Raw genomic sequence first — 25,922 nt, forward strand, 5'->3', positions numbered from 1 at the left:
CAATTACCGCCTCCCCCGCAACTCCGGCATCACGACCCGGAACGTGAGGTTCAGCCGCTCGCCGCTTACCGCCGGCTCCTTCGGCACGCGGTGCCGCCACTGTGCCTGGGTCTTGCCGCGCATCACGAGCAGGCTGCCGCCCGTCAGGCGGAACGAGCGCGTCACCCCTGTCGCGTTGTGCCGCAGATCGAAGCGTCGCGTCGCGCCGAGACTCACCGACGCAATGACAGGCTCCGGACCCAGTTCCGGCTCATGGTCGGCATGCCAGCCCATGCTGTCGGCGCCGCTGCGGTAACGGTTGAGCAGCACGCTATTGAAGCGAGCGCCGCACAAGGCCGATACGGCGTCGCGCAATTCCGCCACGGCCGGGGTCCAGGGCTGGGGCACGTTGCGTATGCCCGAATAGATATAGACGGCGTCGGGCTCGCCAAGCCAGGCCGTCAGGCGCGGCTGATCCACCCAGCCGCCCGGCGTACGGATGCGTTCCTGACGCCAGTCCGTTTCGGCCACGATGCGCGCGAACAGGATCGTGGCCTGCTCGGGGGCGAGCCAACCGGGATGCCACGCCACATCGGGTTGCGGCGCGTCGTCGAAAAGGTCGAACATGAAAGAGATTGCGTGGGCGAAATCAGACGAATAGGTGCAGTGTTGCACGGAATGCCCGCGTGCGACGCCACCCGCAAGCATGCGCACGCGCTACCTGCTTTCGGGATGCAGCACTCAGGTAAAGAGTGCGATATAGAAAACGATCGCGCCGACAAGCGCGCCGATGAAGCAGAAGCCTTCAGACGCGGCGTCGGTCGTGCGCGAGCGCAGCCAGCCGCCAACGGCACCGAACAGCCCCGCGATGCCCAGCGTGACGAACACCATCACGACATAGAACAACGCGGTACGGCCAAGCTCCGAGATATCGACGTGCCTGACGAACAGGTAGAGTGCCAGCGCCATGACCGATAGCACGACGAGCGGCAGCATGACGTGACTGCCCTCGTAACCGACATGGCGGCCATGATGCTCCTGGCCTGCAGGCTTGATGGCTTTCATGACCTGTCTCCCCCTTGGCGTCCCACATACTGCGCGGGATCTGATTTGAGCATAGTCCACCGGCTGGTCGTGTTCAATGGACGTTTAACAGTACCGGGCCCGCGCGAGCCGCCGGGAATGACCGAGACAAGATTGTGCCGCGCTGAAATGAGGGGACGCACCCGCACCGGCTTGATGACTGCTTTGCACTCTGCTTTTGAGTGCGTGGACGGCGCGGAGATTGACCGTTAGTTGCGTTAATTACAAACCCAATGTGCGGATTAGCCAAGGGTTTTATCAGGCAATCAATAATAAGTAGTCCGATACATCAATCTCGCCCCCTCTCCCATCCCACGCATGGCCAAGAGCCCCCGCGTGCCGGCCACACACCGGCACGCAGAAGCTTTGCCATGGCGTTCAATCCCGTGCCATCAGAACATCAAGGCGCACCGGAACGGAAAAGTGCGCGCGCCGTCCAGCGCCGCCACCAGCCGGCGACCGCCAGCGGCGGCGCGGCCGGCCAGCCGCTTTTCGGCGGTTCCGGCTCCGCGCGGGGCGGCGCGGAGCCGACGTCCCCGCTGTCGTCCGGGGTCGCATACGCCCAATACTCGTAAGGATGCAAGATCCGCACGAGCGACAGGGGCGCGGAGAACGTCCCGCGCGTATCGTGCAGCGTCGAAGTTTCGGTTCGGGGCCGGCCCGCGCGCCGGGTTGGATAAAGCGCCGCGTCCTGGGTGTCGCGGCGGTCAAGCGATGGCTTCTTCGCGTTCATGTTCGTCTCCGTTGAGGGATGCCGGGTAGTGGATGCCGGCAAACGGAGACGCCACAAAAAGAAAAGGCCTCATCCGTATCACCGGCGAGGCCTGTTGAGCTTCACTTCCTGGATCTAACGCAAACAGGCCTCCGCTGGCACGCCCGAGCAGGCGCCCATATGGCCTCGATTGACGAAAGTGAGAAGGTTGAAGGTCAACATGGGATCGAGTTTCAACGGCTTGGGTTGCTTTGTCAACAGAGTGCCTGTCGCTCGACAGCGACAGGCCGATGGCGCATCGATGCTCAAAGCCCCAGGTCGTCGATCACCTGCTCGCCGAGCGCAAACCCGGTGGAGGCCCCTGTTCCGCCCGTCACCATGACGAGGCGAATGTGATCGTCGGGCCGGTCCACCAGCACGCGGCGTTCGCTCGACGACACATAGCAGCCGGTCCAGCGATTCGCCACCGTACGAGCCGGCAGATCGAACACGCGATCGAACTCGCCGAGGATCAACTCGTCGAAACGCGCCTGCGCGAACGGTGCCGGCGCGTCGCCGTACACGTGGCTGTCGCCCACGACGAGCGACCCATCGGCAGACTGCACCGCGATCAGGTGAATGCCCGCGGCGCGGTATTCGCTCTCTTCCTCGTCGAGCCTGCGAATCAGTGCTTGCGCCTCGGGCAGCGCCGCGAACCCCTCGTAGCGCGCGAGGCTCTGATCGGACATTACCGCCGCGCCAAACGCTGTCCGCGCATCGCCGGTTACGAGCCGCAACATCTGGAGCGTGCAGATGCGCAGACCGTATGGCGCAATGCGTTCGGGAAAGAGCGTGGAGAGATCGTCGCCGGGACAAACGACCACGGCATCCGCATGAATGGAACCGCGGCTCGTTTCGACGCGCTTGCCGTCCACCGCGAGCACAGCCGTATTCCAGTGAAACACGACGCCGTGCTGTTGCGCGAGCCACGCGGCAATCTTTGGCAGTGCTTCCGATGATTCGACGCGCAGTTCGTGCGGGCTGTAGAGAAGCTCACTGACCGCATCGAGCCGCAGAGCCGGCACGATGGCTGCCGCCTCGTCGCGCGAGATCAGTTTGCAGCCGGCCGCCATCTCCGTTTCCAGGAAGGCATGCAGCACGTCGGCCGCCTCTTTCCGCCGCGCGGGAATCACCGCGCCGCGATGCTGGACGGCTATGCCCGCCTCTTCGGCCACCTGCATCCACACGTCGCGGCTGCGCATCGCGCGCGCCCAGTGATCGCCGGCTTCCTGGCCCGTCACGGTAACAAAACCGAAATTGCGAATGGAGGCTCCGGTGGCCCGCGCACTCCGGTCGAGCACCGCGACGCGTTTGCCCTTGCGTACCGCCGCCAGCGCGACTGCCAGCCCAACAATGCCGCCGCCGACCACGGCGACGTCGAAATGACCGTTCATGCGAGCCTCCCCACCGGACGACCGGAAAAAGCAGGATGGGATGCGCCGCTGCGCGCAGGGCCGCGGAACGGGACACACAGGACCCGGCGGGAAATCGACATGAGCATGGTTGCGGGATGGGACGTGAAGAACGGGCGCGCGAATCTACCCGATTCAGAAGACATCCATGTGACAGACACGGCAACCCGTCGATGAGCCAGCGCCTGCTCCTCTGCGTAACACCGGTCGGGCCGCTGCCTCGGCAACGAAGATCGGGATGGACGAGACGATTACACGAGATTGCGCAATATTAATGTTATGTTATAACATACCTCTCCCAGCACCGACGGTTGCCAGTCGCCTCCCATGTTTGACGGCGGATGTTCGACCGGCGGCGGCAAGACGCTCTCTCAACCGATTACAAGAACATGAAACGCCACACTCTCATTTCAGGCGCTACGTTGCTGCTGTTTGCAGAGGCGTTCTCGCTCTCCGCCATGGCTGCGAGTTCCTCCCTGACGGGCACCGTCACCGACGCACAAGGCCACGCGCTCGACAACGCGACCATTTCGGTCCAGGACGCGGACGGCCACACGCTCGCGCAAACCCATACCGGCCACGACGGTAGCTTCGTTGTGCAAAATGTCCAGCCTGGCACCTATGCCGTCACGGTCGACGCGAATGGCTTCGGCACGCACACGAGCATCGCCACCGTCGACAAGAGCGTGCCGCCGCCCATGAAGGTGACGCTCGAAAAGGGCAGCACAATGGACGTGAGCGTTCAGGCGCAGCGGCTGAACGAAGCCCGCAACGGGTTGCAGCCCGACATCGGGGCAAGCGTCTACCGCTTCACGCAGGAGGACATCCAGAACCTGCCGCAAGGAGAAAATACACCACTCAATCAGGTGCTGCTGCAGGCGCCCGGCGTGGCCAACGACTCGTATGGCCAGTTGCACGTGCGCGGCGACCACGCCGACCTGCAGTACCGGATCAACGGCATCATCATCCCCGAGCCGATCAGCGGCTTCGGGCAGTCGCTCGACACGCGCATCATCGACCAGGTGAGCCTGATCACGGGCGCACTGCCGGCCCAGTACGGCTATCGCACCGCCGGGATCGTCGACATCACGACCAAAACCGGCGACCTGGGCAACGGCGGCTCGATCGACGTCTATGGCGGCAGTCACCAGACGCTGCAGACGAGCGCCGACGTTTACGGTTCCCAAGGGGCGCTCAGCTACTTCTTCACCGGTACGCTCGGCGTGAACAACCTCGGCATCGAAGCGCCGACCTCGGACCCGGATCCGCTGCACGATCACACGCGCCAGGGCAACGGTTTCGGCTACCTGTCGTACCTCATCAATCCGCTCACGCGCCTGAGCGTGATGTTCGGCACGGCGGCGAACCAGTTCGAACTGCCGGACACCCCGGGCCTGCCGACCAATTACGCGCTCGCCGGCCACACCACCTTCAATTCCGCGAGCCTGAACGAAACGCAGTCGGAGCTGAACAACTTCGGCGTGGTCGCGCTGCAGGGCACGAACGGCGGCGCGCTCGACTATCAGGTCGCCTTCTTCACGCGCTATACGCGAACGCAGTTCAACCCCGACGAAGTCGGCGACCTGATGTTCAACGGCGTGGCGTCGGACGACTTCCGCAGCAACCAGGCGGAAGGCGTGCAGGTCGATACGACCTGGCGGCTCAACGACGCGCACACGCTGCGCGCCGGCCTGATGGCGCAGCAGGAACACGCGGTGTTCAACGACAGCGTTGCCGTGTTCCCGGCGGACGCGAACGGCAACCAGACTTCCGATGTCCCCTTCACCATCAACGACTCGGGGTCGCAGACCGGCTATCTGTACAGCGCCTATGTGCAGGACGAATGGAAGCTCACGCCGAAGCTCACGCTGAACTACGGCGTGCGCTATGACGGCATGAACGAGTATGTGACCGCCCACCAGTTGAGCCCGCGCGTCGGCCTCGTGTACCAGCCGACCAACGCGACCACGCTGCATGCCGGCTACGCGCGCTACTTCACGCCGCCCGACTTCGAGCTCGTCTCCGCCTCCACGATCACGCGCTTCAACGGCACGACCAACCAGAGCGAGGTCACGACGGACAGCCCGGTCCAGCCCGAGCGCGACCACTACTTCGACGTGGGCATCTCGCAGCGCCTCACGCCCGCGCTCACCGTGGGCGTCGACGCCTACTACAAGATCGCCTCGAACCTGCTCGACCTCGGCCAGTTCGGCACGGCGCTGATCTATACACCGTTCAACTACGCACGCGGCCGCGTCTACGGCATCGAATTCACCGGCAACTACAAGGCGGGCAACATCAGCGGTTACCTGAACGTCGCGCTGAGCCGGGCCCAGGGCGAAGATGTCACGTCCGCGCAGTTCAACTTCGGCGCTGACGAGCTTGCCTATATTTCGAACCACTGGGTATATCTGGACCACGATCAGCGCGTGACGGTCTCGATGGGCGGCGCCTACGACTTCGGCCAAAACACCGTCACCGCCGATGCGATTGTCGGCAGCGGCCTGCGCAGCGGCTTCGCGAACACCGACAAGCTGCCCTGGTACGGCCAGCTCAACCTGGCGCTCATCCGCCACTTCAACGAGCCGATCGTCGGCAAGTTCGATGCGCGCGTCGTATTGATCAACGCCTTCAACAGCGTGTACGAACTGCGCGACGGTTCGGGCATCGGCGTGGAAGCGCCGCAGTACGGGCCGCAACGCGCGGTCTACGCGGGCATCACGAAGCTGTTTTGATAGTGATCCTCAAGGAATCCGGACATGAACGACTGGACCGCCCTCTCCGACTCCGCGCGCCTTGGCGGCTGGGCCATCTACCCGCTCACCGTATTGGCGATCGCGGCTCTCGCCATCACACTCGATCGCGCCTACGCGTTCTGGCGTTTCGGCCGCATGCCGCGCTGGGCCGACGACGCGTCCGCAGCGCCGGCAGGCGTGGACCGCACCAACCGCGTCGCCCAGCTCGTCTCCGCGCTGCCGCCCCGTCACGCGCTGGGCCGCATCGGCCGCCTGCTGACCGACGCGCAAGGGCCGCTCTGGCGCATCGAAACGCGCGTCGAAGCGGCCGCGGCACAGATCGAGCGAGACATGAGCCGCGGCCTGTGGCTGCTCGAAACCATCGTCACCGCGGCGCCGTTACTCGGGCTGCTCGGCACGATCGCCGGCATGATGCACTCGTTCAGGCTATTTGGCGGCAACGGTCTCGTGAATCCCTCGGGCGTCACGGGCGGCGTAGCCCAGGCGCTGATCGCCACGGCGATCGGCCTCGTCATCGCACTCGTTGCGCTGTTCGCGTTCAACTTCTTCTCGCGGCGCATCGACCAGCTCATGGACGAGATCGAGTCGTTCGCCAACGAAGCGCTCAGCGACCTGCGCCTCGCCACCGAACGCGCCGGACTGCCGTCATGAAGCTGCGCCGTTCGCGCCGCTCGAAGCGTGGCCGCATCGAGATCATTCCGATGATCGACGTGATGTTCTTTCTGCTGGCCACCTTCATGCTGGCTTCGCTCGCGATGCAGCGGCTCGACGCCGTACGTCTCGACCTTCCGCAAGGCCACGCCGAAGCGCTCACGCAGGACGAGCCGCTCACGCTCTCGGTCGACCGGTCCAACCAGGTCTTCGTCGACCGGCAGCCGGTACGGCTCGACGAAGTCGCGCCCGCCATTGCGCGCCGTTTGCATCCCGACGGCAACGTGATCGTCGCCGCCGACGATCACGCCTCGCACGGCATCGTGATAGAGGCCATGCTGGCCGCGCGCCAGGCGGGCGCCGTGCACTTCCTCGTCGCCGTGCATCGTGAGTAGCGGTGCCCGCAAGCTGTTCGCGCTGGCCGACCGCGACGCTGCGCGCCTTGCCGCGGCCGTCGTGCTTGCCGCAGCGCTGTGTCTCGCGCTGCTGGCTCATGTGGCGGGCTGGCTCAGCGTGCGCGAACGGGTCGCGCCGAGTCCGGCGATAGAGATGCGCCTCGTGGAAATCGCGCCGCCAGCGCCGGCTCCTGCACCAGTAGCGCGTCCTGCGGCAGAGCCGCCCGCGGCCGTAGTGGCGAAGCATATCCCTGTCCCTACACCAACCCCACCAACGCATGCGGCTGCACCGCACGGCAATCCGCCGCCCGTCATGACCGCGCGCGAAGCAACCCGTGCGGCCAACGCACCCGCTGCGCAAGAAACGCCCGCAACCCCCAGCACAACGCCAACAACCCCGGCGGCGCAAACTGCACCGGCCATAGCGGCCACCGCGGCTTCGTCGAACGCCACCGTATCCGGCAACGCGTCGCCGGGACCGGCCGGCAGCGCGCGGGCCCGCGTGCTGGCGCAGCCCATGCCGGTCCTGCCCGACGATCTGCGCGAGCAGGGCTATGCGCTCACGGCCGTCGCCCACTTCAGGATCCATCCGGACGGCAGCTTCGACGTCGAGCTCGCGAAGCCCACGCAAAATCCGCGGCTCAACCAGATCCTGCTCGAAACCCTGCACCGTTGGCGCTTCTTCCCGGCCATGGAGAACGGGCATCCGGTCGAGAGCGAACAAGACGTGCGGGTGCACTTCGTGGTGAGCTGAGCGGCGTAATGGCCTCCCTGGCGGCGATGTCTGCCAGCGGGCAAGCAGGTATCGCGTGCCGGGGAGTAATCGCTTACACTTTTGGTTCTCCTGACTCTCCCCGCGCGCCCTTCGGGCGACCCCGCCATGCCTCAGCCCACGCGCCGCCGTCTCATGATCGCCAGCGCCCTGGCGGCGGTCGCCGCCGCGTGTCCGGCGGCGCGCGGCGACGAGCGAACCTACAAGATCGGCCTCGTGCTCAAGGGGCTCGACGACCCCTACACGACCGCGATGATTACGGCGGCCAACGTCTTTCAGGCTCACTCGCCCTACCCGTTCACGCTGGTCGTGCGCGGGACCGCAGGACAAACCGATGTCGACCGGCAGATCGCGCTCGTCGGCGCGCTGGCCAAAGCAGCCGTGAACGCCATCGTGCTCGCGCCGACCGATTCGCGAGCCCTCGTGCCCGCGGCCAGCCAGTGTATCAGGCGCGGCATTCTCGTCGTGACGATCGACAACCCGCTGGATACGGATGCGCAACGCACCGCCGGCGTAATCGTGCCGTTCATCGGCCCCGACAACCGCCGCGGCGCGCGACTTGCCGGCAACTATCTCGCCCGCCTCCTGCATCCGGGCGACGAGGTCGCCATCATCGGCGGCGTCTCGACGGACGGCAATGCGCTGCAACGCAACGCGGGCTTTCGCGACGCCATGCAGAGCGCCTCCGCGCGAATCGTGGCGGTCGAACCGGGAGACTGGGAGTACGGCGCCGGGCGGCTTGCGGCGGCAGCGATCCTCGCGAAATACCCGCGCCTGCGCGCCCTGCTCTGCGGCAACGACAACATGGCGCGCGGCGCGGTCGACGCGATCCGTGCAGCCCATCTGAAAGGCCGCGTGCTGGTCGTCGGCTATAACGACAGCGCCGCGATCAAGCCGATGCTCGCCGACGGACGCGTCCTCGCCACCGTCAACCAGTTCGAGGAAAAGCAGGCCGTATACGGAATAGACGTGGTATTGCAGGCGCTCGAAGAACAGCATACGCAGGCAGACCTGCCGGAATTCTTCGAAACGCCAACCGCGCTCGTCACGCGCAACGGGAAATAGCGGTACAGCCTTCCTGCGCAGGCATCGCGAGCACCGGTCTCTCAGCCTGCGGGATTCTCCTCTTCCAGATGCGGTGCCGCGCCTCCGGCGGGCATGCCGATAATGCTGATCTGGAACGTCGATGTGGCCGCGAGCGATTCGAGGCTCGTGTCTTCAGGATACCGAAGCAGCAGCGGCAGGAACACCGACCCGCCGATCACGGCGCGGCGGCTGTTGTCCGCAGGGCGCAGCCCCCAGACGTCCTGGTAGACAAGCGGTACGGTATGGCCGTCGCGCTGCGTGTTGCCGACATAGAGCATGACGTGGCCGCCGATGTAGATGAGCGTGCGCATCGGCTTGCCGTGCCGGGCCAGGTAGTCGAGCCGCGCCGCGGGCGTGAGCGACGAGAGGTCCGTCATGTTGCCGGCGCTCATCTGCGTCGACGAATGGCGCGGCAGCCACACGCCGAAGGCCGCGAAGAGGCTTTGCAGTTCCGCCGAGCAGTCGTTGTCGAAGTTCGTGTTGCCCCAGCCGTACGGACGCCCGATCAGCGCCTTGATGAGCCACGCGAGATGGCGCGGTGTTGCGGCAAGCGGCGCCGGCGCGATCGCCGTATCCGCCAGCGCCGCCAGGCGCACGGCGGCACGGCCGTCCGTATCGCGCACCGGCACCGCGGCAATGCGCGTGCCGGCCGGGGGCGAGCCTTGCAGCGGCAGCAGCGTACCCGCGGGCGCGTCGAAGCGAAACACGCCACCCGTATCCCGCACGCCTGCGAGCGCTGCGATGACGACACCGGGCGTCTGCCGCGTCATGGCGCGCCAGCGTGCGACGAATGCATCGTCGACAACAGCGAGGCCGTCGCTCTTCACCCAGCCCTGCACGTCGGGCGTCTGTACGTAGGACCAACTGCCGTCCGCGCTCGTGCCGAGCACGTAGAGCGGTGTGCCGGGGCGCGTAGCGCTCACCTGCAGGTTGTCGAAGGGATAACCCTCGCCGGCCAGGTGACGGCTATAGAACGACGGATCGAGCGTCGGCAGCTCGCGCACGAGCAGCGCGCTCGTCGCAATGGCGCGCTTCGACGCATCGTATGCCGCCGCGCGCTCGAACTGCGCCAGATCGATCTGCTGCGCGATGGCGTCGATCCATGCCTTCGTATGCGGCCGGAAATTCATGCCGTAGCCGATGCGGCGTGGCGACTGGCCGGTGTTGTCGTAGGCATCGAGCCGGCGTGTCTGCAACGCGGCGATGTCGCTGCCTCCCTCGCTGTACACGCGATTCCGGATATAGGCCGGATTCCACGGCGAAGGATCGTCCGGGCCGTTGCCGAAGTAGCGGGCGTAAAGCGCGTCGAACTGGGCGCGCTGCTCGTCGGACGACAGGAACGGCGTGTCGTAACCGGGGCTCGACGGATCGATCCAGTGGTCGACGTTCTGGTCGTAGTTTTCCAGCGGGAAAAGCGTGATCGGATCGACGGGCGGGGTCGCCGACGCTTGCGGCGCGGCAGCGGGACCTCCGGCGCAGCCGGTCAGCGCGCTGAAAATGACCAGCGCCGCGGCGAGTGCCCAGATTCCCGCGTGCAAGGAGGAGATGCGGCGCGCGGCATTTCCGGAAGAACGATCAGAGGAACGAAAAACGGCGTGCATGAATGACAGGATGTATCGACGAGGTGCCTGACCGCTAGTTTAAGTGGGAGATCGTGTACGGTGTTTCAGGAGGCTCCGGTCGGCCGTTCCGATGGGGTAGTCAAAGTATCCGTGAAGTGATCTCATCCGATGCGCAAAGCGGGCTGACCGGATACTCGTTCTTGTAGTCCGCTCAACGAGCATTCGTGACGTTTGAACTGTCGCCTGCTATCGGTTCGCCGAACGCAACTGAACTCATTCCTGCGCCGATAACCAGAAGCAGCATCCCCACTGGCAACGCACGAGACACGTCTCCCCTCTTTGATATGGGATGGCCAGCGAGGGCTTCAGAAAACCATGCGTAGCCGCGGGCGAGCCGGCGAATTCACGGCACGATCCCCGCCACCACGCCGGGGTGGGCGCGCAGCACCGACCACGGCAGTATCCACGTATTCGTGCATGACTCGATCGCATGCGGCAGCGTGGGCGTAACGCTCATTCCTTTGGGCGTCAGCAACCAGACCGGGAACGTCCAGGTATCCGCTTCGGCGAGCGGACAGTCATCGTCGGTCTTTTTGAAGGTGGCGGGATCGAGCGCGGTCAATTGCTGCAACAACCACGGCGCGAGATAGTGCTGGCGATAGGCGTCGAGCGCATCGAAATCCGAGCCCGGGTCGCCACCCGGTTCAGCAGAGTGGAAGCGCATCGGCTTTCCCGCGCCCACCCACAACACGTCCTCCAGCGTCAGCGCACGACCGTCGCGAACGTCGAGCGTAAGCGGTGCGCTGTCGACGTCCGGATGCGCGCCACCACAAAAACTGTCGGTCGTGATGTCGAGGCTGATGACGCGATCGTTCATGAGGCTCGGCGTGACGGTTTGCTCGACGCTGCCACCGGAGCTGAGCTTGCCCCCCGACATGCAGTCGAAATAGCCGCTGACCTCCTGCCAGAGTCGCGCGCGCAGCACCCGGTTGATCGTCTCGCGCTGCGCGTCGGGATAGCCGTCCTCGACGACGGGAAAGGTGATATGGGACACGGGCTCGACCCGCCATTGCAGCGTGTGCCCCATGAACACGACGCGCTTGCCGTCCTGCAACTTCAAGCCGGCAAGGCGCAGGTATTCGTAGAGATCCTTGTGCTCGAGCATCACGAGATAATCGTCGGCGGGCGCGGTGCCCGGCAACGTGGCCGGCGTCAGCACGACGGGCAGGACCTTGCCGTTGCCGCTCGTCCATTGACCGCGCAGGCTGCCGTCCCCCTGACGGTCAAGATCGATCTGCGATTGGTGCGTGCCGTCCTGATTGTCGTCTTCCGTGAGCGACACGTGACCGTTTTTTTCCTCGCGGCCGCTTAGCGGCAGATCGAACCGAAACTTCGCATAGAAGTACTGTCCCTGCAGCGTGGGCGCGTCGCCATCGTGCGTGAGCTTCATGACGACCGGCTGCTTGCCGATGGTGCCGGTGTAGACGTGTGTCGGTGCCGCGCCGCCCTCCGCGCGCACCGACAGCGGCAGCATCAGGGCCAGCAGGGCGATGCCGACCGTCATCCTCAGGCGGGGGAAAAGCGCGCTGGCGAGAAGCATGGTAAGTGCAGTACTGCAAACCATCCATCAATGAACCGGCAGAACCAGGGTCTGGCCAACGAGTATCAAATTCGGATTCGGAATGTTGTTTCGCTTCTGGATTTCGCGAAACAACTGGCCATTGCCAAGCTGCTTTGCGGCAATCAGATTCAGCGTGTCCCCCGAACGCACGACGTAGGTATGCTCGCCGGCGGTCGCCGTGAGGGTCACGGCCTGATTGCTGATGAAATACTTGCGCAGCAGATCAAGATACGCCGGCGACTCCTTGACCTTCGCGATAGCTGCGTTCAGGTAAATCAGCAGGCTTTGATCCTGTGCCCGTACGCCGATCTTGTAGGCAATGTTCGAGCCATCGAGCTTCGTGACGGCAAACTTCAGATCCGTGCCCTTGATCGAGTCCACCGCGAACGGATAGTCGTAGATGAACGCATCCACCGCGCCGCTATCGATGCTCTTCTGGATAAAGGCCGAATCGGAATCGTCCTCTTCCACGAAGGTTGCATTCGGGTACTGGCTCGTCACGAAGGCGCGCACGTCCGGATCGCCCTTGAGAATCCCCACGCGCTTGCCAGCGAGATCGGCCGTGGTGCGGATGGGAGACCCCGTTCGCACGATCAGTGCATAGCCGAAATCATCCACGTAGGGAATCGAGTAGACGACGCCGGACGGCGTGTTGTCCGGGAACGTGAGCCCATCCATCGCAATGTCGACGACCGGGTTGCCGCCCGAATCCGTCGCGAGCAGTTGCTTCGGTACGCCCGCGTAGGTGTCGACCTCGTGATGCATGTCGACCGTCATCGGCCTGCCGCCCTTGTTGAAGGACGGATCGGCGAACAGGAGCTTCGTGAACTCGACGTTGAAGCCGTGCGGCGGGGCGCCGTTCTCGTCGCTGTAGAACGGAGCACTCGGATTTTCGACCGACACCCGCACGACGCCGTTGTCCAGCATCGCCTTGAGCGTGTCCGCATCGGGCTTGCGATCGCTCGCAACCGCCGGAGTTGGAGTCTGAGCCGGCGCCACCGCATCGACGCCGGTGGAGCCGCTCGCGGCCGAAGCGGCAGCCGTTTGCGGGTTGCCGCCCAGTTTCGAAAAACCGCCCTGCTGCCAGACCCAGGCAGCGGCAATGATCAGAACGAATACGACTGCGCCGAGAAGCTTTCCGATGTTATTCAATTTTTTCCTCTCTATTTCGCCGGACACCGGCTCACTGCTGTTGACGCGGCGACGACGGCAGGCCGACTCGCGGGTCCGCTGCGATGGCGGCCTGCTGCGCCTGCTTGACCTCGGGGTTGTCGAGCAGCGCCGTTTCCATCTGGCTGAAAGCCATATTCACCGATTTCATGACGGAGTCGATCGACGCATCGGTCTTGATCTGCTCGAACGTGTCTCCCGATTGCTGCCCCGCCACCTTGTTCATGCGCTGCGCGGCTTGCGACATGTCCCACATCGCCTTCGCGCGATCGATCGCATGCGCGAAATTTTCGAGTTCCGCGTTCACCTGCTTGTATCGGTCCTCGCGGAAATGCAGCAGTTGCTGCATGGTCTGGAGTTGGGAACGGAAGCGAGGCGCGTCGTCCGGATATTGCTTCTCGAACAGCGAAACCTTATCCTGGAAGTTCTTGACCTCCGTGCGGAACTCCGTGATCCGATCGGCAAAATCGGCGGCGGCGCGGCGCTTGTCCGCCAGTTGATTGAGCAGCGTTTCGATGGGGTTGGACTGGGCTTCGGCAACGATCAGCTTGACCTTCGCATTGCGCAGCTTCATTTCGACGACGGGGCCGAGGTAGATGGCGGAGAGGCCGACCACGCCCGCCACGATCAGGGCCACCAGCCCCTTCAGCAACAACAGCGCCGCCGGGGCCGCCACCGCCACGCCGGCCGCGATGACGAGCCACTTCGCAATCTTCGCTTTTCGAATAGTTTCGGGACTTACGCTGGGAGTAACGGTATTCTGGAAGGTCATCTGTTACCTCGTCCGTGTGGATTCTGCACTTCGCCCCTCTCGTACGGGAGCGATTATCGGCGAAACATGCGAAGCCCGGTGTCTCTTAAAATCGGACCAGGCCGAATCAGGCGAATGCTCATTCTGTCAGCCCGTTTTACGATTTTATTTATGCCAATCCGGGCATGCCCGAAAACCCGCCAAGGATATCATGCCGAGGCGTCGGGTAAACTGGTCCGCCGGCGTGACAGGCGACGATCGCCACGACTACAGCAGCTTCGGCGCGGCCGGCTACATCCGGGAAGTGATTGCCGACGAGCCGGTCCGGATCGGGCGGCAGTGTTATGTCGGCAGGCTTCGCGAGGCAAACGAAGCGGAATCCGCGCAAATGTAATACACGACAGACATAATCGCAAAGACAACGAAACCGCTCACCTCGTGCGTCGCATTACCCCCTGGAATAAGCACATTAGCGCAATCGCTTTGCCCTTCGAATTATTAAAAATGGTTAGTATCGGTCATTCCATGCTGGATCGGATCGCCACCGGCCTCCTGGGATCATGCGCACCGAAAGTCGAGAGAGACAACGGCGCATAACCGCGTTTCTCCGGATCCCCCTTAAATCACCCGCAAAAAATGCATCCCGCCCCTTTCCCTTCCACCGCGAGCCGGATTCCCCCCGCGAGCCTGTCTTTCGACGACGGCCCCGGCCCCTCGACGCCGGCCTTGCTGGACGTATTGCATACCGCCTCGTGCCGGGCAACGTTCTTTCTGCTCGGCAAGAATCTGGAACGGGCGATGGAGATGGCCGCGAGGATGGTGCGCGAGGGCCACGTGCTCGGCAATCACACCTACTCGCACGCACGGCCGGGCGCGTTGTCGGGCGAGGAACTGATCGACGAAATCGAGGCGACGGACGCGTTGATCCGCAACGCCTGCCGGCTCGCCGGTTTCCCGGAGCCGGATACCATTCCCCTGCGCCTTCCGTATGGACTGGGCGCTTACGATAACCGCGAGCGCGTCCTCGCGCGCCTCGGGCGCCGCCATACGGGGTGGACTGCCCTGTTCGACGACTGGCGCCGACCCGCCCCGTCGCCGCAGGCGCTGTTCGAGGCCATGCGCAAGCATGTGGCCGCCGGGGCCGCGCAAGGACAACCCGTGCTGCTGTGCCTGCACGACAGTTCGCGTCATGCCGAAGCGCACCCGGCGACGGTCGACGCGGTGCAGCGGCTGCTGAACGATCCGGACTGCCGCGTCGGTCTGCTAGCGGCCGGACGAAACGCCCGCCCGTAGCTGGCGCAGGCACGCAAGGAATCCCATCCCCGGGCCTGGCGTCCACAGGCCGCGCTGCGCGGCTTCGAGATGAATCAGCGTCTGCTCGGCGCAGAACAGGTCCCTCAACGCGTCGCGGTTCGCGCTCATCCATCGGGGCACGTCGCCCGTTCCCGGCGCGGCGTACGCGGACAGCCCCGCGTCCCACAGCCGGACATCGAAAGCAAAATGATCTTCGACGGTCGTGTCGCGCGAAAGCGCGAACAGCGCAAAGGCCGCTTCGAGTTCATGCGAGCCCTGCCCGACGTCGTCGAAATCCAGCACGCCGCTCACCGTCCGGCCGACGAACAGCAGGTTGCCGGCGTGGTAGTCGCCGTGCAGCCATCGCGCGGACCCGGTCATCCACGCACGGGCCGCCGCGAGCTGTTCGCCGATACGCCGCAGCAGCGGTTCGTAGCACTCGCGCAAACCTGCGGACAACGGCGGAGCCGGGCGGGCAGCAACCCGCGCGTAGCGCTGCTCGATCCAGGCGAGCGGGCCGGATGCACTGGCGGGTATCGTCGCCAGCACCGCCAGCGCCGCGTGCAGGCACGCGAGCGTGCGCATGGCGTCGACGGCGCCCGACTCCGCGTCGCGAGGCAGGCCGGGGCTGCCGTCGATGTGCTCGAACAGATGCAGCCAGCGCCCTTCAGGAGTATTAACGAATGGCTGCGCGGCCAGGGTCGGCCGCAGTCGCGGCAGCGCGGGAAGGTTCGGCGTGGCGCCGAGGCCATCCAGCACCCAGGCCTCGCGCCAAACTTGCGCGGTGGATTTGCCGGGCCACGATACGCGCAGCACCGCGCGGCGCGCAGCGTCCTCGACGAGGTACGTTTTGTTAGTATGGCCCGACGACAACGCCTCGATTCGCGTCGGCCGGATGCCCCAGTGCTCGTGAAGCAGAGGTTCGAGCGTTTCCACGTTACTCCTGTTCATTGCATCGATCATGTCCGAGCGCATCGCAGCCCGCATGCGGGATGTCAATATCGAATGGCTGACCCGCGCGGCCGAATTCGATCACCTGTTTCAAACGCGCTGGCTGGGCGAGCGGTTCTTCCATCTGCCGGGCGACATGCTCGCGATCCAGGAACTGGTCTGGCGGGTGCGTCCCGAATGTATCGTGCAGACGGGCGTCGCGGCAGGCGGCGGCGCCGTGTTCTGTGCGTCGATGCTGGAACTGGCGGGCGGCGAAGGCCGCGTCGTCGCCATCGAACCGCGTCTGCGCGACGAGGTCCGGCAGCGTCTGCAAGCGCACCGCCTCGGCCACCGCATGACGCTGATCGAAGGCGACTCGTGCTCGGACACGACCCTCGCCGCAGTCCGGGAGCGAATCCGCGGCCGCGCTCCCGTGATGGTGATCCTCGACCTCACGCATACCCACGACCACGTCCTGCGCGAGCTGGAATGCTATGCCGGTCTGGCGACGCCGGGCAGCTACGTGATCGTCATGGACACCATCATGGAATACCTGCCCGCGCGGATGTTCGAGGGCAAGCCCTATGGAAGGGGCAACAACCCCGCGACCGCCGTGCAGGCTTTCCTCGCTCACGACGACCGTTTCGAGGTCGACGGCGACATCGAGGACCGCGTGCTCATGACGCTCTCGCCGGGCGGCTTCCTGAAGCGAGCTCGCTGATCCGGCGCGCGGCCTGCGCGGACCCGTCGCGCGCGTAGCTCGTGCGAATCCGCGCGACGCGCTCGCGCAGCGGCCCCGGCCGCAGCAATCCCTCCACCGCATCGGCAATCTCCCGCACGGACGCGCGCTGCAGATCCAGGCAATAGCCCGCGCCGGCCCGCTCGACGAAGTGGGCGGAATGAAACTGGTCGTTGCAGAACGGCGACAGCAGCATCGGCACGCCGCATGCCAGCGCCTCCATCACCGAGTTCGCTCCGCCGTGGCTGATGAACGCGTGCGTGCGGCGCAGCAGCGCCAGTTGCGGCGCGTAGCGCACCGCGACGACACGCTCGTCCGTCGCCGGCAGCAGGTCCGTATCGACCAGTTCGCCCACCGAGAGCACCAGTTGCGCGGACGTGGCGCGCGTGGCCTCGATGACCTTGGCGAACAGATCCGGATGGTAGTAAAGCTGACTGCCGAGCGACATGTAAACGAGCGGACGGTCCGCGTCGATACGCTCCCACGGGAACGGCGTCTCGTCGCCGCGAGGGCCTGCCGGCAGCGCGGGACCGACCAGCTCGACGCCCGGCGGCGGCGGGCCGACGAGATCCTCGGTGGCGAAAGCGAGCGTCAGATGCGGAGACAGGATGTCACAGCCGCGAAAGCGCGCCTCGAGTCCGTAGCGCGCGAACAGCCGGTCGCGTTCGGGCGCCAGCCACCGCACGGTGCGCAGCAGTTCCGAGTCGAGATCGTCCGGCAACACCGGATTCAGCGAGTTCGACATCGCGACCCACGGCAGTTGCTCCAGTTCCGCCGCGATGGCCGATGCGTAGAGCAGCGGATCGATCACCACTACGGCGGGTTGCCAGTCGCGCAGCACGGCGCGAATGCCGTCCACCTGCGCGGGCGTCTCGTCGATCAGCAGCGTGCGGATCCAGCGCCGCAGCCACGCGGCATCGCGAATGTTCGAGGCAAAGGCCGCGCCGCGCGACAGATCGTGGCGTTCGGGCGTGCCCCGCGGCCCGACGAATGCGAAAGCGCCGGCTACGTCGAGCTGCGCGCTGATGTCGGCGGGCGCGTAGAAAGCGATCTCGAAGCCCGCGGCCCGCAGGTGCTGCGCGGCGCCGATGCAGGGGTTGACGTGTCCCTTCTCGGGCACCACGCAGAACAGGATACGTTTCATGGTCGGGTCATGCCGGGCAAGGTGTTGCGCCCAGGTAGTCGAGGATCAGCGTCAGGGTCGTCCACAGCACGCGCTCGGTGTCGGCTTGCAGTGCGGGAGCGGGAAGGTTCAGCGCGCCGGCCAGCGCGCGGATGCGGTCGGGGTCCAGCAGCGGGCCGAGGTCCATCGCCGGAGCCAGCCGGCCGCGCTTGGGGCCGTGCACGAGCCGGTCGGGCAGGTTCAGGCGGGCGCCCAGGTCCCGCAGGCACTGCTTGTCGGGGTCCGGCGCGATCTGCGTCAGGTGCGCGACGACGGCCGCGTCGACGAACGGCGGATGGAGACGCACCGAAGCGGCGTCGAACAACGCATGGCACAGCGGCAGGTAGTTGGCCGACTGGTCGCGGCGTAGCACCTGATCCGCGCCATCCCCCGAGATCGCCAGCTCGATGCCGTCCCCGGCCATCGCTTCGGCAAGCAGCAGCTTGGCGACCGGGTGCAGGTTGAACATCGGTTCCTCGACCGCATGCGTGGTCCTCGGCAGCGCGGCCACGAAGTCGGCTTCGCACGCGCGTACGACTTTCACGCGAGCCTGCATCCGGTTCGCCAGTTCGAGTGCGGCGTCCTCCTCGCAGTAATCGGGCATTCCGGTTGCGAGGATGTACGAGGTCACGTGCTGCTGCGCCCCGAGCTCGCGCAACAGCGCAAGCAGGAGTGCGGAATCCAGTCCGCCGCTCAGCGCGAGCGCGACGCGCTTGCCGCTGTCGAGTGCGCGTTGCAGCGCATCGCGCAGCGCGGTCTCCAGATCGCTGCCCGCAAGCGGATCGCGCGCGGGCCGGACCTCCAGGCCCTGCGGCGAGCGGAACAACGCATGGCCGGGAGGCACGGCCCGGACCTCCCGCAACACCGTGCGGCCAACAAGACGCTCACCGCTCAGGTAGCCGGCGATAGCCTGCGCATCGGCCTCGCCCGCGGCCTGGCCGGCGGCCCTCAGCACGGACAGGATGCTGGTTGCCCACGCGCCGCTGCGCGGGTGATAGTGCAGACGCTCGAAGCCGAAGAGATCTCGTGTGCCTACGATCATGGATAGCGTGCCTTCAAGGTATCGACTTCGATGCGCCTCATGATCCGGTGCGGCGCCTGCGGCGCGCTGCCGCCGTGACAATGCAGGCAAGCCTCGAGCGGCGTTTCCCGCTGCAGGTAGGCGAGCAGCGCGTCGAGCATGCCGCCGTCGTCGCGCAGCGGCAGTCCGTCGGAATGGAAATTCCCGTCGCCGCCGTACAAGGTATGAAAGTGCGCCGGACGCGTGCAAGTGTAGAACATGCCGTCGCGGATCATGTGGCATCGCTCGCGAATCCAGCAGTCCTGATAGATCCGCCGCGCCTCGTCGAGGTCGGTACAGGGCTGCGCGCGGTTCATGACCGTGAACGTGTCCTGCGCCTTCCAGTTCACGCGCACCGAGAAGCGCGCCGCCTGCGTGTCGACGTAGGCGATCAGGTCGGGCGCGAGGCGCGGCTTCGGGTAGAGCGAAATCGTCAGCGCGTCGACGGCTTGCCAGAACGCGTCCGGCATTTCGCCGAGCTTCAGTCCGTTCGTCGTGACGGAGATGATGGGAGCGATGCCGGTGTCGCGCACGCACCCGATGATGTCGACGAGTTCGGGATGCAGCAGGGGCTCCCCGCCCACCAGCTTGAAGATACGCGGTTCCAGGACCTTGACGGCCTTGCTCAGATCGGCGGCCAGCGCATCGGGACTGGCGTGCCACGCGGGCAGCAACGGCGACAGCGAACAGCATTCGGCGCACGTCAGATTGCAGTGGTCGACGATATGCGCCTCCAGCGAACGGGTCTGCACGCGTCCGGCATGGACGCGGTAGCTGCGCTCCATCGGCGGCGGGAACACATGCCGCCGCTCGCCGGCCGGCGCGGCGTTCGAGGGAACGTCCAGGTTCGGATCACGATTCACAGGCACCTCGGCCAGCCGCTTCCATGCAGCGGGAAAAAAAGTCGATCATGCGCCGACGCGCCCCGACCATCGTCGACGCCATCTTCGCCGCCCCATGCAGATGCGACGCAAAGCGCTGCGGGTCGTCCAGCCAGCCCTGCACGACCCAGAGCTTGAGCGCGTGCTGCAGGCAGGCCGCATCGACCGCCCATGCGATGTGTCCGGCTCGAAGCGGCCGGACCCGCAGATACGCGAGCACGAAAACCTCGGCGAGGCCCGGCGCTTCCAGCGGCAGATGATTGAGACAACGAACGAGTTCGAACTCCCGCGGCGCGCCGATCGCCGCCTCCCAATCCAGGATGAGCGGCGGCAGCCTGCCGTCGAACAGGTAGTTGAACTGGTTGTAGTCGTTGTGGATCGGCCGCTGCGGATCGTCGGAGGGAAACGCTTCGACGCTGCCGGGATAGTATTCGTCGATCAGGCGCAGGCAGGCATCGACATAGGCGCGCAGGCACGACGTGTCGCTTGCCGACGGCGCGCGGCCGGGCGCTTCGATCAGACTGCGGCGCACGCGGTCCGCGTCCACGAGGGCGAGCCGCGCCCGGAGCGTGTCGAAGGCCGGTATGCGGAGCCCGTCCAGGCTCAGATGCAAAGCCGCGAGGCTCGCGCCGAGCGCGTCCCATTCGGCCGGAGCAAAGGTGTCGTAGGTCCTGCATCGTCCGGCTTCCCAGCGGGTCGCCATCGCGCAGACACCGTCGCCCGTCCACAGAAGTTCGCCGGCGGCCGTCCGCCGCAACGCCTGGACGCGAAAGCGCGCATCGCCGTGCGCTTGCAGATGCGCGAGCACGGCGGCTTCCTTGTTCGCCCGCTCATGCTGTTCGCTCGTGTAGAGCTTGACGGCCATGCCGCCGCAATCGGTCGGCAGGTGCCATACGCGCTCGCTGACCTGGCGCGGCGGCCCGTTTTGCGTGAGTGCGTAGGCGTCGCGGATCGCGGCAAGGGTGCCGTCCCGGTGGTCCATTCAGATATGCTCGGCAGGCCCGTGGCGATAGGGATGTCCGCTCACGAACGTGTTGTGGCCCACGTAGCGCAGCTTGTACATCGCCGGACGGAACAGGACGGAAGGGTCATTGTTCGCGATGCCGAGAAGCGGATACAGATCCCGTCTCACGAAGAATGCGTTGTTGCCCATGTCGTCGCAGCACACCAGTTCGTAACCCTTGCTCTGGCCGAGACGATGAAGCGACGCCAAGCTGGCGCCGTAATAGGTCGAACCGTCCCATTCGTGATCCGGATTGAAACACATGACCCAGCGCTCGGGCGGCGTGTAGTACGGGTTGTATTCGATGACCACGATCCGGGGCTGGAAGGCTTGCAGGCCGCGCCAGACCCAGTAGTCGTTCCCGTCGATATCGATGGAAAGCAAATCGGGCTCTTGCGGAACGCCGGCGGTGGCGAGCAGTTGGTCCACCGTATCGGGCTGCACGCGCTCGTGGCGCAGGCGCACGCATTGCGCGCCGCCGTAGTTCGCCTCGAGCTTTTCGTAGCGGTAGCGGCTGGCCTCGACCAGCAGGCCCTGCCAGCCGCGCTCGCGCAGCAGCAGCGCGGTATTGCTGTTGCGCAGGCCATCGCTCGCGCCGATGTCGACACAGAAGCGGTGGGCGGGCGCGATGCGCTCCATCACGCGCGACAGGATGCCTTCTTCGCTTCCCTGCGCGTACAGGCTTTGTGCGAGGCCGGACAGGTCGATCGGTGAGGGGGTGTCCTGCATGGCCGTTTGCGATTCAGGTCGAAGGGACGCCGGAGGAGCGTCATCGGACGGTAATTTACCTGAAATCCTGCCAATGCACGCATCACTGTCGCGCGCTCGCCAGCATCGCGTGCAGCCGCGCGTTGGCGCCGGCCTCGGCCCATTCGGGCGTGATCGCTTCGGCCTCGTTGTGGCTCGGCCCCTCCACGCACGGCACGAAGATCATTCTTCGCTATCCCGACCAACCTTTCACTCAGTTTTTCAGCCGGTAGCCGGTTTTGAAGACCCACGCGGTGATCCCGACAAACGCCGCGAGAAAGGCCGCCGTCATGGCGAGACTCACGCCGACATCGACGTCCGCGAGCCCGTAGAAACTCCAGCGAAAGCCGCTGATGAGATAGACGATCGGGTTGAATAGCGTGATCACCCTCCACACCGGCGGCAGCATGTCGACGGAGTAGAAACTGCCGCCGAGGAAAGTCAGCGGCGTGATGATCAAAAGCGGCACGAGTTGCAGCTTCTCGAAGTTGTCCGCCCAGATGCCGATGATGAAGCCGAGCAAGCTGAACGTTACCGCCGTCAGCAGCAGGAACAGCACCATCCACAGGGGGTGCTGGATCTGGACCGGCACGAAGAGCGTAGCGGTTGCGAGGATGATGAGCCCGAGCAGCGTCGACTTGGTCACCGCCGCGCCGACATAGCCAATCACGATTTCGAAATACGACACGGGCGCAGACAACAGCTCGTAGATCGTGCCCGTGAAGCGCGGGAAGTAGATGCCGAACGACGCGTTCGAAATGCTCTGGGAAAGCAGCGACAGCATGATCAGGCCCGGCACGATGAACGCGCCGTAGCTGATGCCGTTCACCTCGCGCACGCGCGAACCGATCGCGGAACCGAATACGATGAAGTAGAGCGAGGTCGAGATCACCGGCGCGATGATGCTCTGCATCAGCGTGCGCCTCGTGCGTGCCATTTCGAAGCGGTAGATGGCGCGAATCGCGTAGAGATTCATAGGGAAGTCACCTGCCCTTTGCCGTTGTCCGCGGCCGACGATGTGGCGGGCAGCGCGGCGGGCAGCAAAGCGGCCTTCGGATCCTTGCTGACGAGACTCACGAAAATGTCCTCCAGCGAACTCTGCCTCGTTTTCAGGTCCGTGAAGCCAATGCCGGCTTCGCTCAGGCTCTTGAGCAGCGCGATAACGTCGTTGCGTTCGCTTTCTGCGTCGTAGGTATAGATGAGCTCGGTGCCGCCGCCGGCCAGTTCCAGGCGCCAGTTGGCCAGCGCGGCCGGAATGTCGGTCAACGGCGCGTCGAGCTGCAGCGTCAGTTGTTTGCGGCCCAGCTTGCGCATCAGGACGTCCTTGCGTTCGACCAGCATGATCTCGCCGGCGTTGATCACGCCGATCCGGTCGGCCATCTGTTCCGCCTCGTCGATGTAATGGGTCGTCAGGATAATCGTTACGCCGTTTGCCTTGAGCCCGCGCATGAGTTCCCACATGTCGCGGCGGAGTTCGACGTCCACGCCCGCGGTCGGCTCGTCCAGAAACAGGACCTGGGGCTCGTGCGCAAGCGCCTTCGCGATCAGCACGCGGCGTTTCATACCGCCCGACAGCGTGAGGATCTTGTTGTTTCGCTTCTCCCACAGCGAGAGGTCGCGCAGCACGCGCTCGATATACGCGGGGTTGGGCGGCTTGCCGAACAGGCCGCGGCTAAACGATACGGTGCCCCAGACCGTTTCGAACGCGTCTGTCGTGAGCTCCTGAGGCACGAGGCCGATCAGGGAGCGCGTATGGCGGTAGTCTGTGACGATATCGTGACCGGCAACGCGTACGCGGCCGTCGCTCGCCTTGACGATGCCGCAGACGATGCTGATCAGCGTGGTCTTGCCGGCGCCGTTCGGTCCCAGCAGCGCGAAAATCTCGCCGCGCTGGATGTCCAGGCTGACGCTCGCGAGTGCGCGGAATCCCGACGCATAGACTTTCGAGAGATTCTCGATGGAAAGTATCGTTTGCATAGATGCGACATTACCAAAAGCGGGCCCATCGCGTGCCAGCGCGACCCGCCGACCCTGGCGCAGAAGCCCGCCGCGCCGCCAGTACCCTCCCCCGCCTGCCGCGTCGCGGCAGGTTTCCAGACCACGCCCTAATTTTTTTGGATTGGACTCGCACGATTAACCGTTCTGGTCTACTCTCGTTCAATCATACGAATAGATCGAGGGGACCCCGTGCTCACGTCCGTCAGGGGCGACAAGGTCTGGGCCACCGGCCTTGTCCGACGCATTTACGTGCTCAGAGCCCTCGGCTACGCGATAGGCTCCGTGCCCGTACTGTCCCTGCTGCATCTGCAGCACGCCTCGACGCTGCTTCTCGTCGGCGTTCTGGCCGTCTGCCTGATCTGGCCGCATGTCGCCTATGTGCACGTGCACCCGGTCGTCGCCCATGCGCCCGGCAGGGAACGGTGGAACCTGCTCTTCGATTCGGCATTCGGCGGCTGGCTCGTCGCGGCCGTTCATTTCGAGCCCGTCGCGGCGGTCGTCATCCTGCTGATGTTTGCGCTCGACACCATGGCGATCGGCGGGTGGCCCCTGTTCGTTGCCGGGATCGGCGCGAGCGCCGCCGGTCTGCTGGCCGGGACCGCCATTTTCGGTGTCGCCTTATATCCGCTGGATGGACGGATCGCCCCGGCATGGCTGCCCATCATCTTCGTCTATCCGCTCCTGTTCGCCAAAACGACCCACGACTTCTCCGTCAAGCTTCTCGATCGCTCGCGCCGCCTGCGCGAACTGAGCGAATGCGACAGCCTGACCGGGCTCCTGAACCGTACGGCGGTCCGCACGAGACTGCAGGCGCTGCTCGCCGACCCTAACCGGAAAGGCGGATCCGTCCATGTCGTTTTCCTCGACCTCGATGCCTTCAAGACCGTCAACGATGCGCTCGGGCACGGCGTCGGCGATCTGCTGCTCGTCGAAGTCGCCGCGCGTCTGCGGGCCTGCGCCCGTCCGGGCGACCTTGTCGGCCGCTACGGCGGCGACGAATTCGTCATCGTCGCGGCGGGAGGACCCGACGACACGGTGCGCTTCGACTTGCCCGACGCCGTGCTTGCGACGATGGCGACGCCGGCACTCGTCGGCGGGCACGAGCTCGTCGTCAGCGCGAGCGTTGGCGTCAGCGTGTATCCCGTGGACGGCAACGACGCGGGAACGCTGATCCCGTGCGCCGACATGGCCATGTACGCGGCCAAGAATCGCGGCCGCAACTGCTGGGAACGCTACCGGCCCGAGATGCGCGCGGACGCCGACGCGAAGCTCATCCTGTCGGCACGTCTGCGAAAAGCGATCGACGCCGGTGCGCTGCGACTGCATTACCAGCCGCAGGTCGACATGCGCAACGGTCGCGTGCTTGGCGTCGAAGCGCTGGTGCGCTGGTACGACGAGATTTACGGCGAGATCGCCCCGGCGGAATTCGTCCCGATTGCGGAAACGTCGGGATTCGTCGCGAGACTCGGCGAGTGGGTGCTACGCGAGGCTTGCCGCCAATCGGCCCTGTGGCGGCGCATGGGGATTCCGCCCGTGCGCATCTCGATCAATCTGTCGCCGCTGCAATTGCAGCGAGCGGATATTGTCGAGACGTTCCAGAGCATCTTGCGGGAGACGGGCGTCGATCCGAACCGCCTCGAACTCGAAGTCACCGAAACGGCGCTGATGCAGCAACCCGAGATCGCCGTGCGCCGCCTGCACGAGTTTCGGCGCGCCGGTATCAGCGTGGCGATCGACGATTTCGGCATGGGCTACTCGAGCCTCGGTCAATTGCGCACGCTGCCGGTCGACCGCATCAAGATCGACCGGGCGTTCATGCCGGGCGCCGCCGTGTATAGCGTCGGGGAAAGCGACACCGGTGCGATCGTGAGGGCGATCATCACGCTTGCCGGAGCGCTGGGCTTGTCCGTCATCGCGGAAGGCGTCGAGACGCTCGCGCAGCAGGAGTTTCTGCTGGCTCTGGGTTGCGTGGAAGCGCAGGGGTACCGTTTCAGCAGGCCGCTCGACGCCGAGAGCATTACGCGCGTGCTCGCCGACGGCGGCCCGCTGCCGCAACCGTCGCTCGCGGCACACGGCGACAAGGTCGTGGTCTGAGCGGCAGGCGGCAGGCGGCAGACGGC

At 65.4% G+C, this 25,922-nt stretch carries 25 protein-coding genes and 1 pseudogene; 9 read left to right on the forward strand and 17 right to left on the reverse strand.

Features of this window, described 5'->3' with window-relative positions; all coding sequences use genetic code 11:
- Positions 1-3: 3 nt before the first annotated feature.
- The 4 genes from V8683_RS14405 to V8683_RS14420 all read right to left on the reverse strand — a co-directional run bounded on the left by V8683_RS14405 (position 4) and on the right by V8683_RS14420 (position 3,207).
- A complete protein-coding gene (locus tag V8683_RS14405; protein WP_411191535.1) occupies positions 4-606 on the reverse strand; it encodes an alpha-ketoglutarate-dependent dioxygenase AlkB family protein in 603 nt (200 codons plus the stop codon).
- 114 nt (positions 607-720) lie between these two features.
- Positions 721-1,044, reverse strand: coding sequence for a hypothetical protein (locus V8683_RS14410; RefSeq protein ID WP_411191537.1), 324 nt, complete (start codon positions 1,042-1,044; stop codon positions 721-723).
- A gap of 418 nt (positions 1,045-1,462) precedes the next feature.
- Positions 1,463-1,795: a hypothetical protein gene (locus V8683_RS14415; protein WP_411191539.1), complete on the reverse strand. Its 333-nt coding sequence runs from the start codon at positions 1,793-1,795 to the stop codon at positions 1,463-1,465.
- 284 nt (positions 1,796-2,079) lie between these two features.
- Complete coding sequence (locus V8683_RS14420) at positions 2,080-3,207, reverse strand: TIGR03364 family FAD-dependent oxidoreductase (RefSeq protein WP_411191541.1); 1,128 nt, start codon at positions 3,205-3,207, stop codon at positions 2,080-2,082.
- 407 nt (positions 3,208-3,614) lie between these two features.
- Between V8683_RS14420 and V8683_RS14425 the strand changes: the two genes are divergently transcribed.
- The 5 genes from V8683_RS14425 (at position 3,615) to V8683_RS14445 (ending at position 8,864) form a co-directional block, all read left to right on the forward strand.
- Positions 3,615-5,960 carry a TonB-dependent receptor gene (locus V8683_RS14425; protein WP_411191543.1) on the forward strand — a complete coding sequence of 782 codons (2,346 nt, stop codon included), beginning with the start codon at positions 3,615-3,617 and terminating at the stop codon, positions 5,958-5,960.
- Positions 5,961-5,984: 24 nt separating this feature from the next.
- Positions 5,985-6,632 carry a MotA/TolQ/ExbB proton channel family protein gene (locus V8683_RS14430; protein WP_411191544.1) on the forward strand — a complete coding sequence of 216 codons (648 nt, stop codon included), beginning with the start codon at positions 5,985-5,987 and terminating at the stop codon, positions 6,630-6,632.
- Positions 6,629-7,027, forward strand: coding sequence for an ExbD/TolR family protein (locus V8683_RS14435; protein WP_411191545.1), 399 nt, complete (start codon positions 6,629-6,631; stop codon positions 7,025-7,027). Before V8683_RS14430 ends, V8683_RS14435 begins: the two co-directional genes overlap by 4 nt.
- Complete coding sequence (locus tag V8683_RS14440; RefSeq protein WP_411191546.1) at positions 7,020-7,781, forward strand: energy transducer TonB; 762 nt, start codon at positions 7,020-7,022, stop codon at positions 7,779-7,781. Before V8683_RS14435 ends, V8683_RS14440 begins: the two co-directional genes overlap by 8 nt.
- Positions 7,782-7,907: 126 nt before the next feature.
- Complete coding sequence (locus tag V8683_RS14445) at positions 7,908-8,864, forward strand: substrate-binding domain-containing protein (protein WP_411191547.1); 957 nt, start codon at positions 7,908-7,910, stop codon at positions 8,862-8,864.
- 41 nt (positions 8,865-8,905) lie between these two features.
- Here V8683_RS14445 and V8683_RS14450 read toward each other — a convergent pair whose 3' ends face one another.
- The 4 genes from V8683_RS14450 to V8683_RS14465 form a co-directional block, all read right to left on the reverse strand.
- The gene (locus tag V8683_RS14450; RefSeq protein ID WP_411191549.1) at positions 8,906-10,423 is read right to left on the reverse strand and encodes an SH3 domain-containing protein; all 1,518 of its coding nucleotides are present in this window, start codon (positions 10,421-10,423) and stop codon (positions 8,906-8,908) included.
- A 427-nt stretch (positions 10,424-10,850) separates the two neighbouring features.
- Positions 10,851-12,047 (reverse strand): hypothetical protein, encoded by a 1,197-nt coding sequence (locus tag V8683_RS14455; protein WP_411191551.1) that lies wholly within the window; start codon positions 12,045-12,047, stop codon positions 10,851-10,853.
- A gap of 27 nt (positions 12,048-12,074) precedes the next feature.
- Positions 12,075-13,220: a transporter substrate-binding and LysM peptidoglycan-binding domain-containing protein gene (locus V8683_RS14460; RefSeq protein WP_411191552.1), complete on the reverse strand. Its 1,146-nt coding sequence runs from the start codon at positions 13,218-13,220 to the stop codon at positions 12,075-12,077.
- 31 nt (positions 13,221-13,251) lie between these two features.
- Complete coding sequence (locus V8683_RS14465; protein WP_411191554.1) at positions 13,252-14,010, reverse strand: hypothetical protein; 759 nt, start codon at positions 14,008-14,010, stop codon at positions 13,252-13,254.
- Between the two features lie 190 nt (positions 14,011-14,200).
- On the opposite strand from V8683_RS14465, the gene V8683_RS14470 reads away from it, so the two are divergent.
- A complete protein-coding gene (locus V8683_RS14470; protein WP_411191555.1) occupies positions 14,201-14,383 on the forward strand; it encodes a hypothetical protein in 183 nt (60 codons plus the stop codon).
- Between the two features lie 242 nt (positions 14,384-14,625).
- Positions 14,626-15,282 (forward strand): polysaccharide deacetylase family protein, encoded by a 657-nt coding sequence (locus V8683_RS14475; protein WP_411191556.1) that lies wholly within the window; start codon positions 14,626-14,628, stop codon positions 15,280-15,282.
- Here V8683_RS14475 and V8683_RS14480 read toward each other — a convergent pair.
- Positions 15,253-16,233 carry a phosphotransferase enzyme family protein gene (locus V8683_RS14480; protein ID WP_411191557.1) on the reverse strand — a complete coding sequence of 327 codons (981 nt, stop codon included), beginning with the start codon at positions 16,231-16,233 and terminating at the stop codon, positions 15,253-15,255. The two genes, V8683_RS14475 and V8683_RS14480, sit on opposite strands and share 30 nt — an antisense overlap.
- A gap of 10 nt (positions 16,234-16,243) precedes the next feature.
- On the opposite strand from V8683_RS14480, the gene V8683_RS14485 reads away from it, so the two are divergent.
- Positions 16,244-16,933 carry a cephalosporin hydroxylase family protein gene (locus V8683_RS14485; RefSeq protein ID WP_411191559.1) on the forward strand — a complete coding sequence of 230 codons (690 nt, stop codon included), beginning with the start codon at positions 16,244-16,246 and terminating at the stop codon, positions 16,931-16,933.
- On the opposite strand, the gene V8683_RS14490 is transcribed toward V8683_RS14485, so the two are convergent.
- The 8 genes and pseudogenes from V8683_RS14490 to V8683_RS14525 form a co-directional block, all read right to left on the reverse strand.
- Positions 16,890-18,095, reverse strand: a complete 1,206-nt coding sequence (locus V8683_RS14490) for a glycosyltransferase (protein WP_411191560.1) — start codon at positions 18,093-18,095, stop codon at positions 16,890-16,892. The genes V8683_RS14485 and V8683_RS14490 overlap by 44 nt on opposite strands.
- Positions 18,096-18,102: 7 nt before the next feature.
- Complete coding sequence (locus tag V8683_RS14495) at positions 18,103-19,155, reverse strand: asparagine synthase-related protein (RefSeq protein WP_411191562.1); 1,053 nt, start codon at positions 19,153-19,155, stop codon at positions 18,103-18,105.
- A complete protein-coding gene (locus V8683_RS14500; protein ID WP_411191563.1) occupies positions 19,152-20,036 on the reverse strand; it encodes a radical SAM protein in 885 nt (294 codons plus the stop codon). The genes V8683_RS14495 and V8683_RS14500 overlap by 4 nt, the downstream gene beginning before the upstream one ends.
- Positions 20,026-21,036: a phosphotransferase enzyme family protein gene (locus tag V8683_RS14505; protein ID WP_411191565.1), complete on the reverse strand. Its 1,011-nt coding sequence runs from the start codon at positions 21,034-21,036 to the stop codon at positions 20,026-20,028. Before V8683_RS14505 ends, V8683_RS14500 begins: the two co-directional genes overlap by 11 nt.
- Positions 21,037-21,786, reverse strand: a complete 750-nt coding sequence (locus tag V8683_RS14510; protein ID WP_411191567.1) for an FkbM family methyltransferase — start codon at positions 21,784-21,786, stop codon at positions 21,037-21,039.
- Between the two features lie 82 nt (positions 21,787-21,868).
- A pseudogene (locus V8683_RS14515) lies at positions 21,869-21,991 on the reverse strand (hypothetical protein); the annotation flags it as partial.
- A 27-nt stretch (positions 21,992-22,018) separates the two neighbouring features.
- Positions 22,019-22,780, reverse strand: a complete 762-nt coding sequence (locus tag V8683_RS14520) for an ABC transporter permease (RefSeq protein WP_411191568.1) — start codon at positions 22,778-22,780, stop codon at positions 22,019-22,021.
- Entirely contained in the window at positions 22,777-23,781 is a 1,005-nt protein-coding gene (locus V8683_RS14525; RefSeq protein WP_411191570.1) for an ABC transporter ATP-binding protein, read from the reverse strand. Before V8683_RS14525 ends, V8683_RS14520 begins: the two co-directional genes overlap by 4 nt.
- Before the next feature lie 210 nt (positions 23,782-23,991).
- Here V8683_RS14525 and V8683_RS14530 point away from each other — a divergent pair, with 210 nt between their 5' ends.
- A complete protein-coding gene (locus tag V8683_RS14530) occupies positions 23,992-25,896 on the forward strand; it encodes a putative bifunctional diguanylate cyclase/phosphodiesterase (protein ID WP_411191571.1) in 1,905 nt (634 codons plus the stop codon).
- Positions 25,897-25,922: the final 26 nt, after the last annotated feature.

Source organism: Paraburkholderia sp. AV2, from assembly GCF_054968425.1.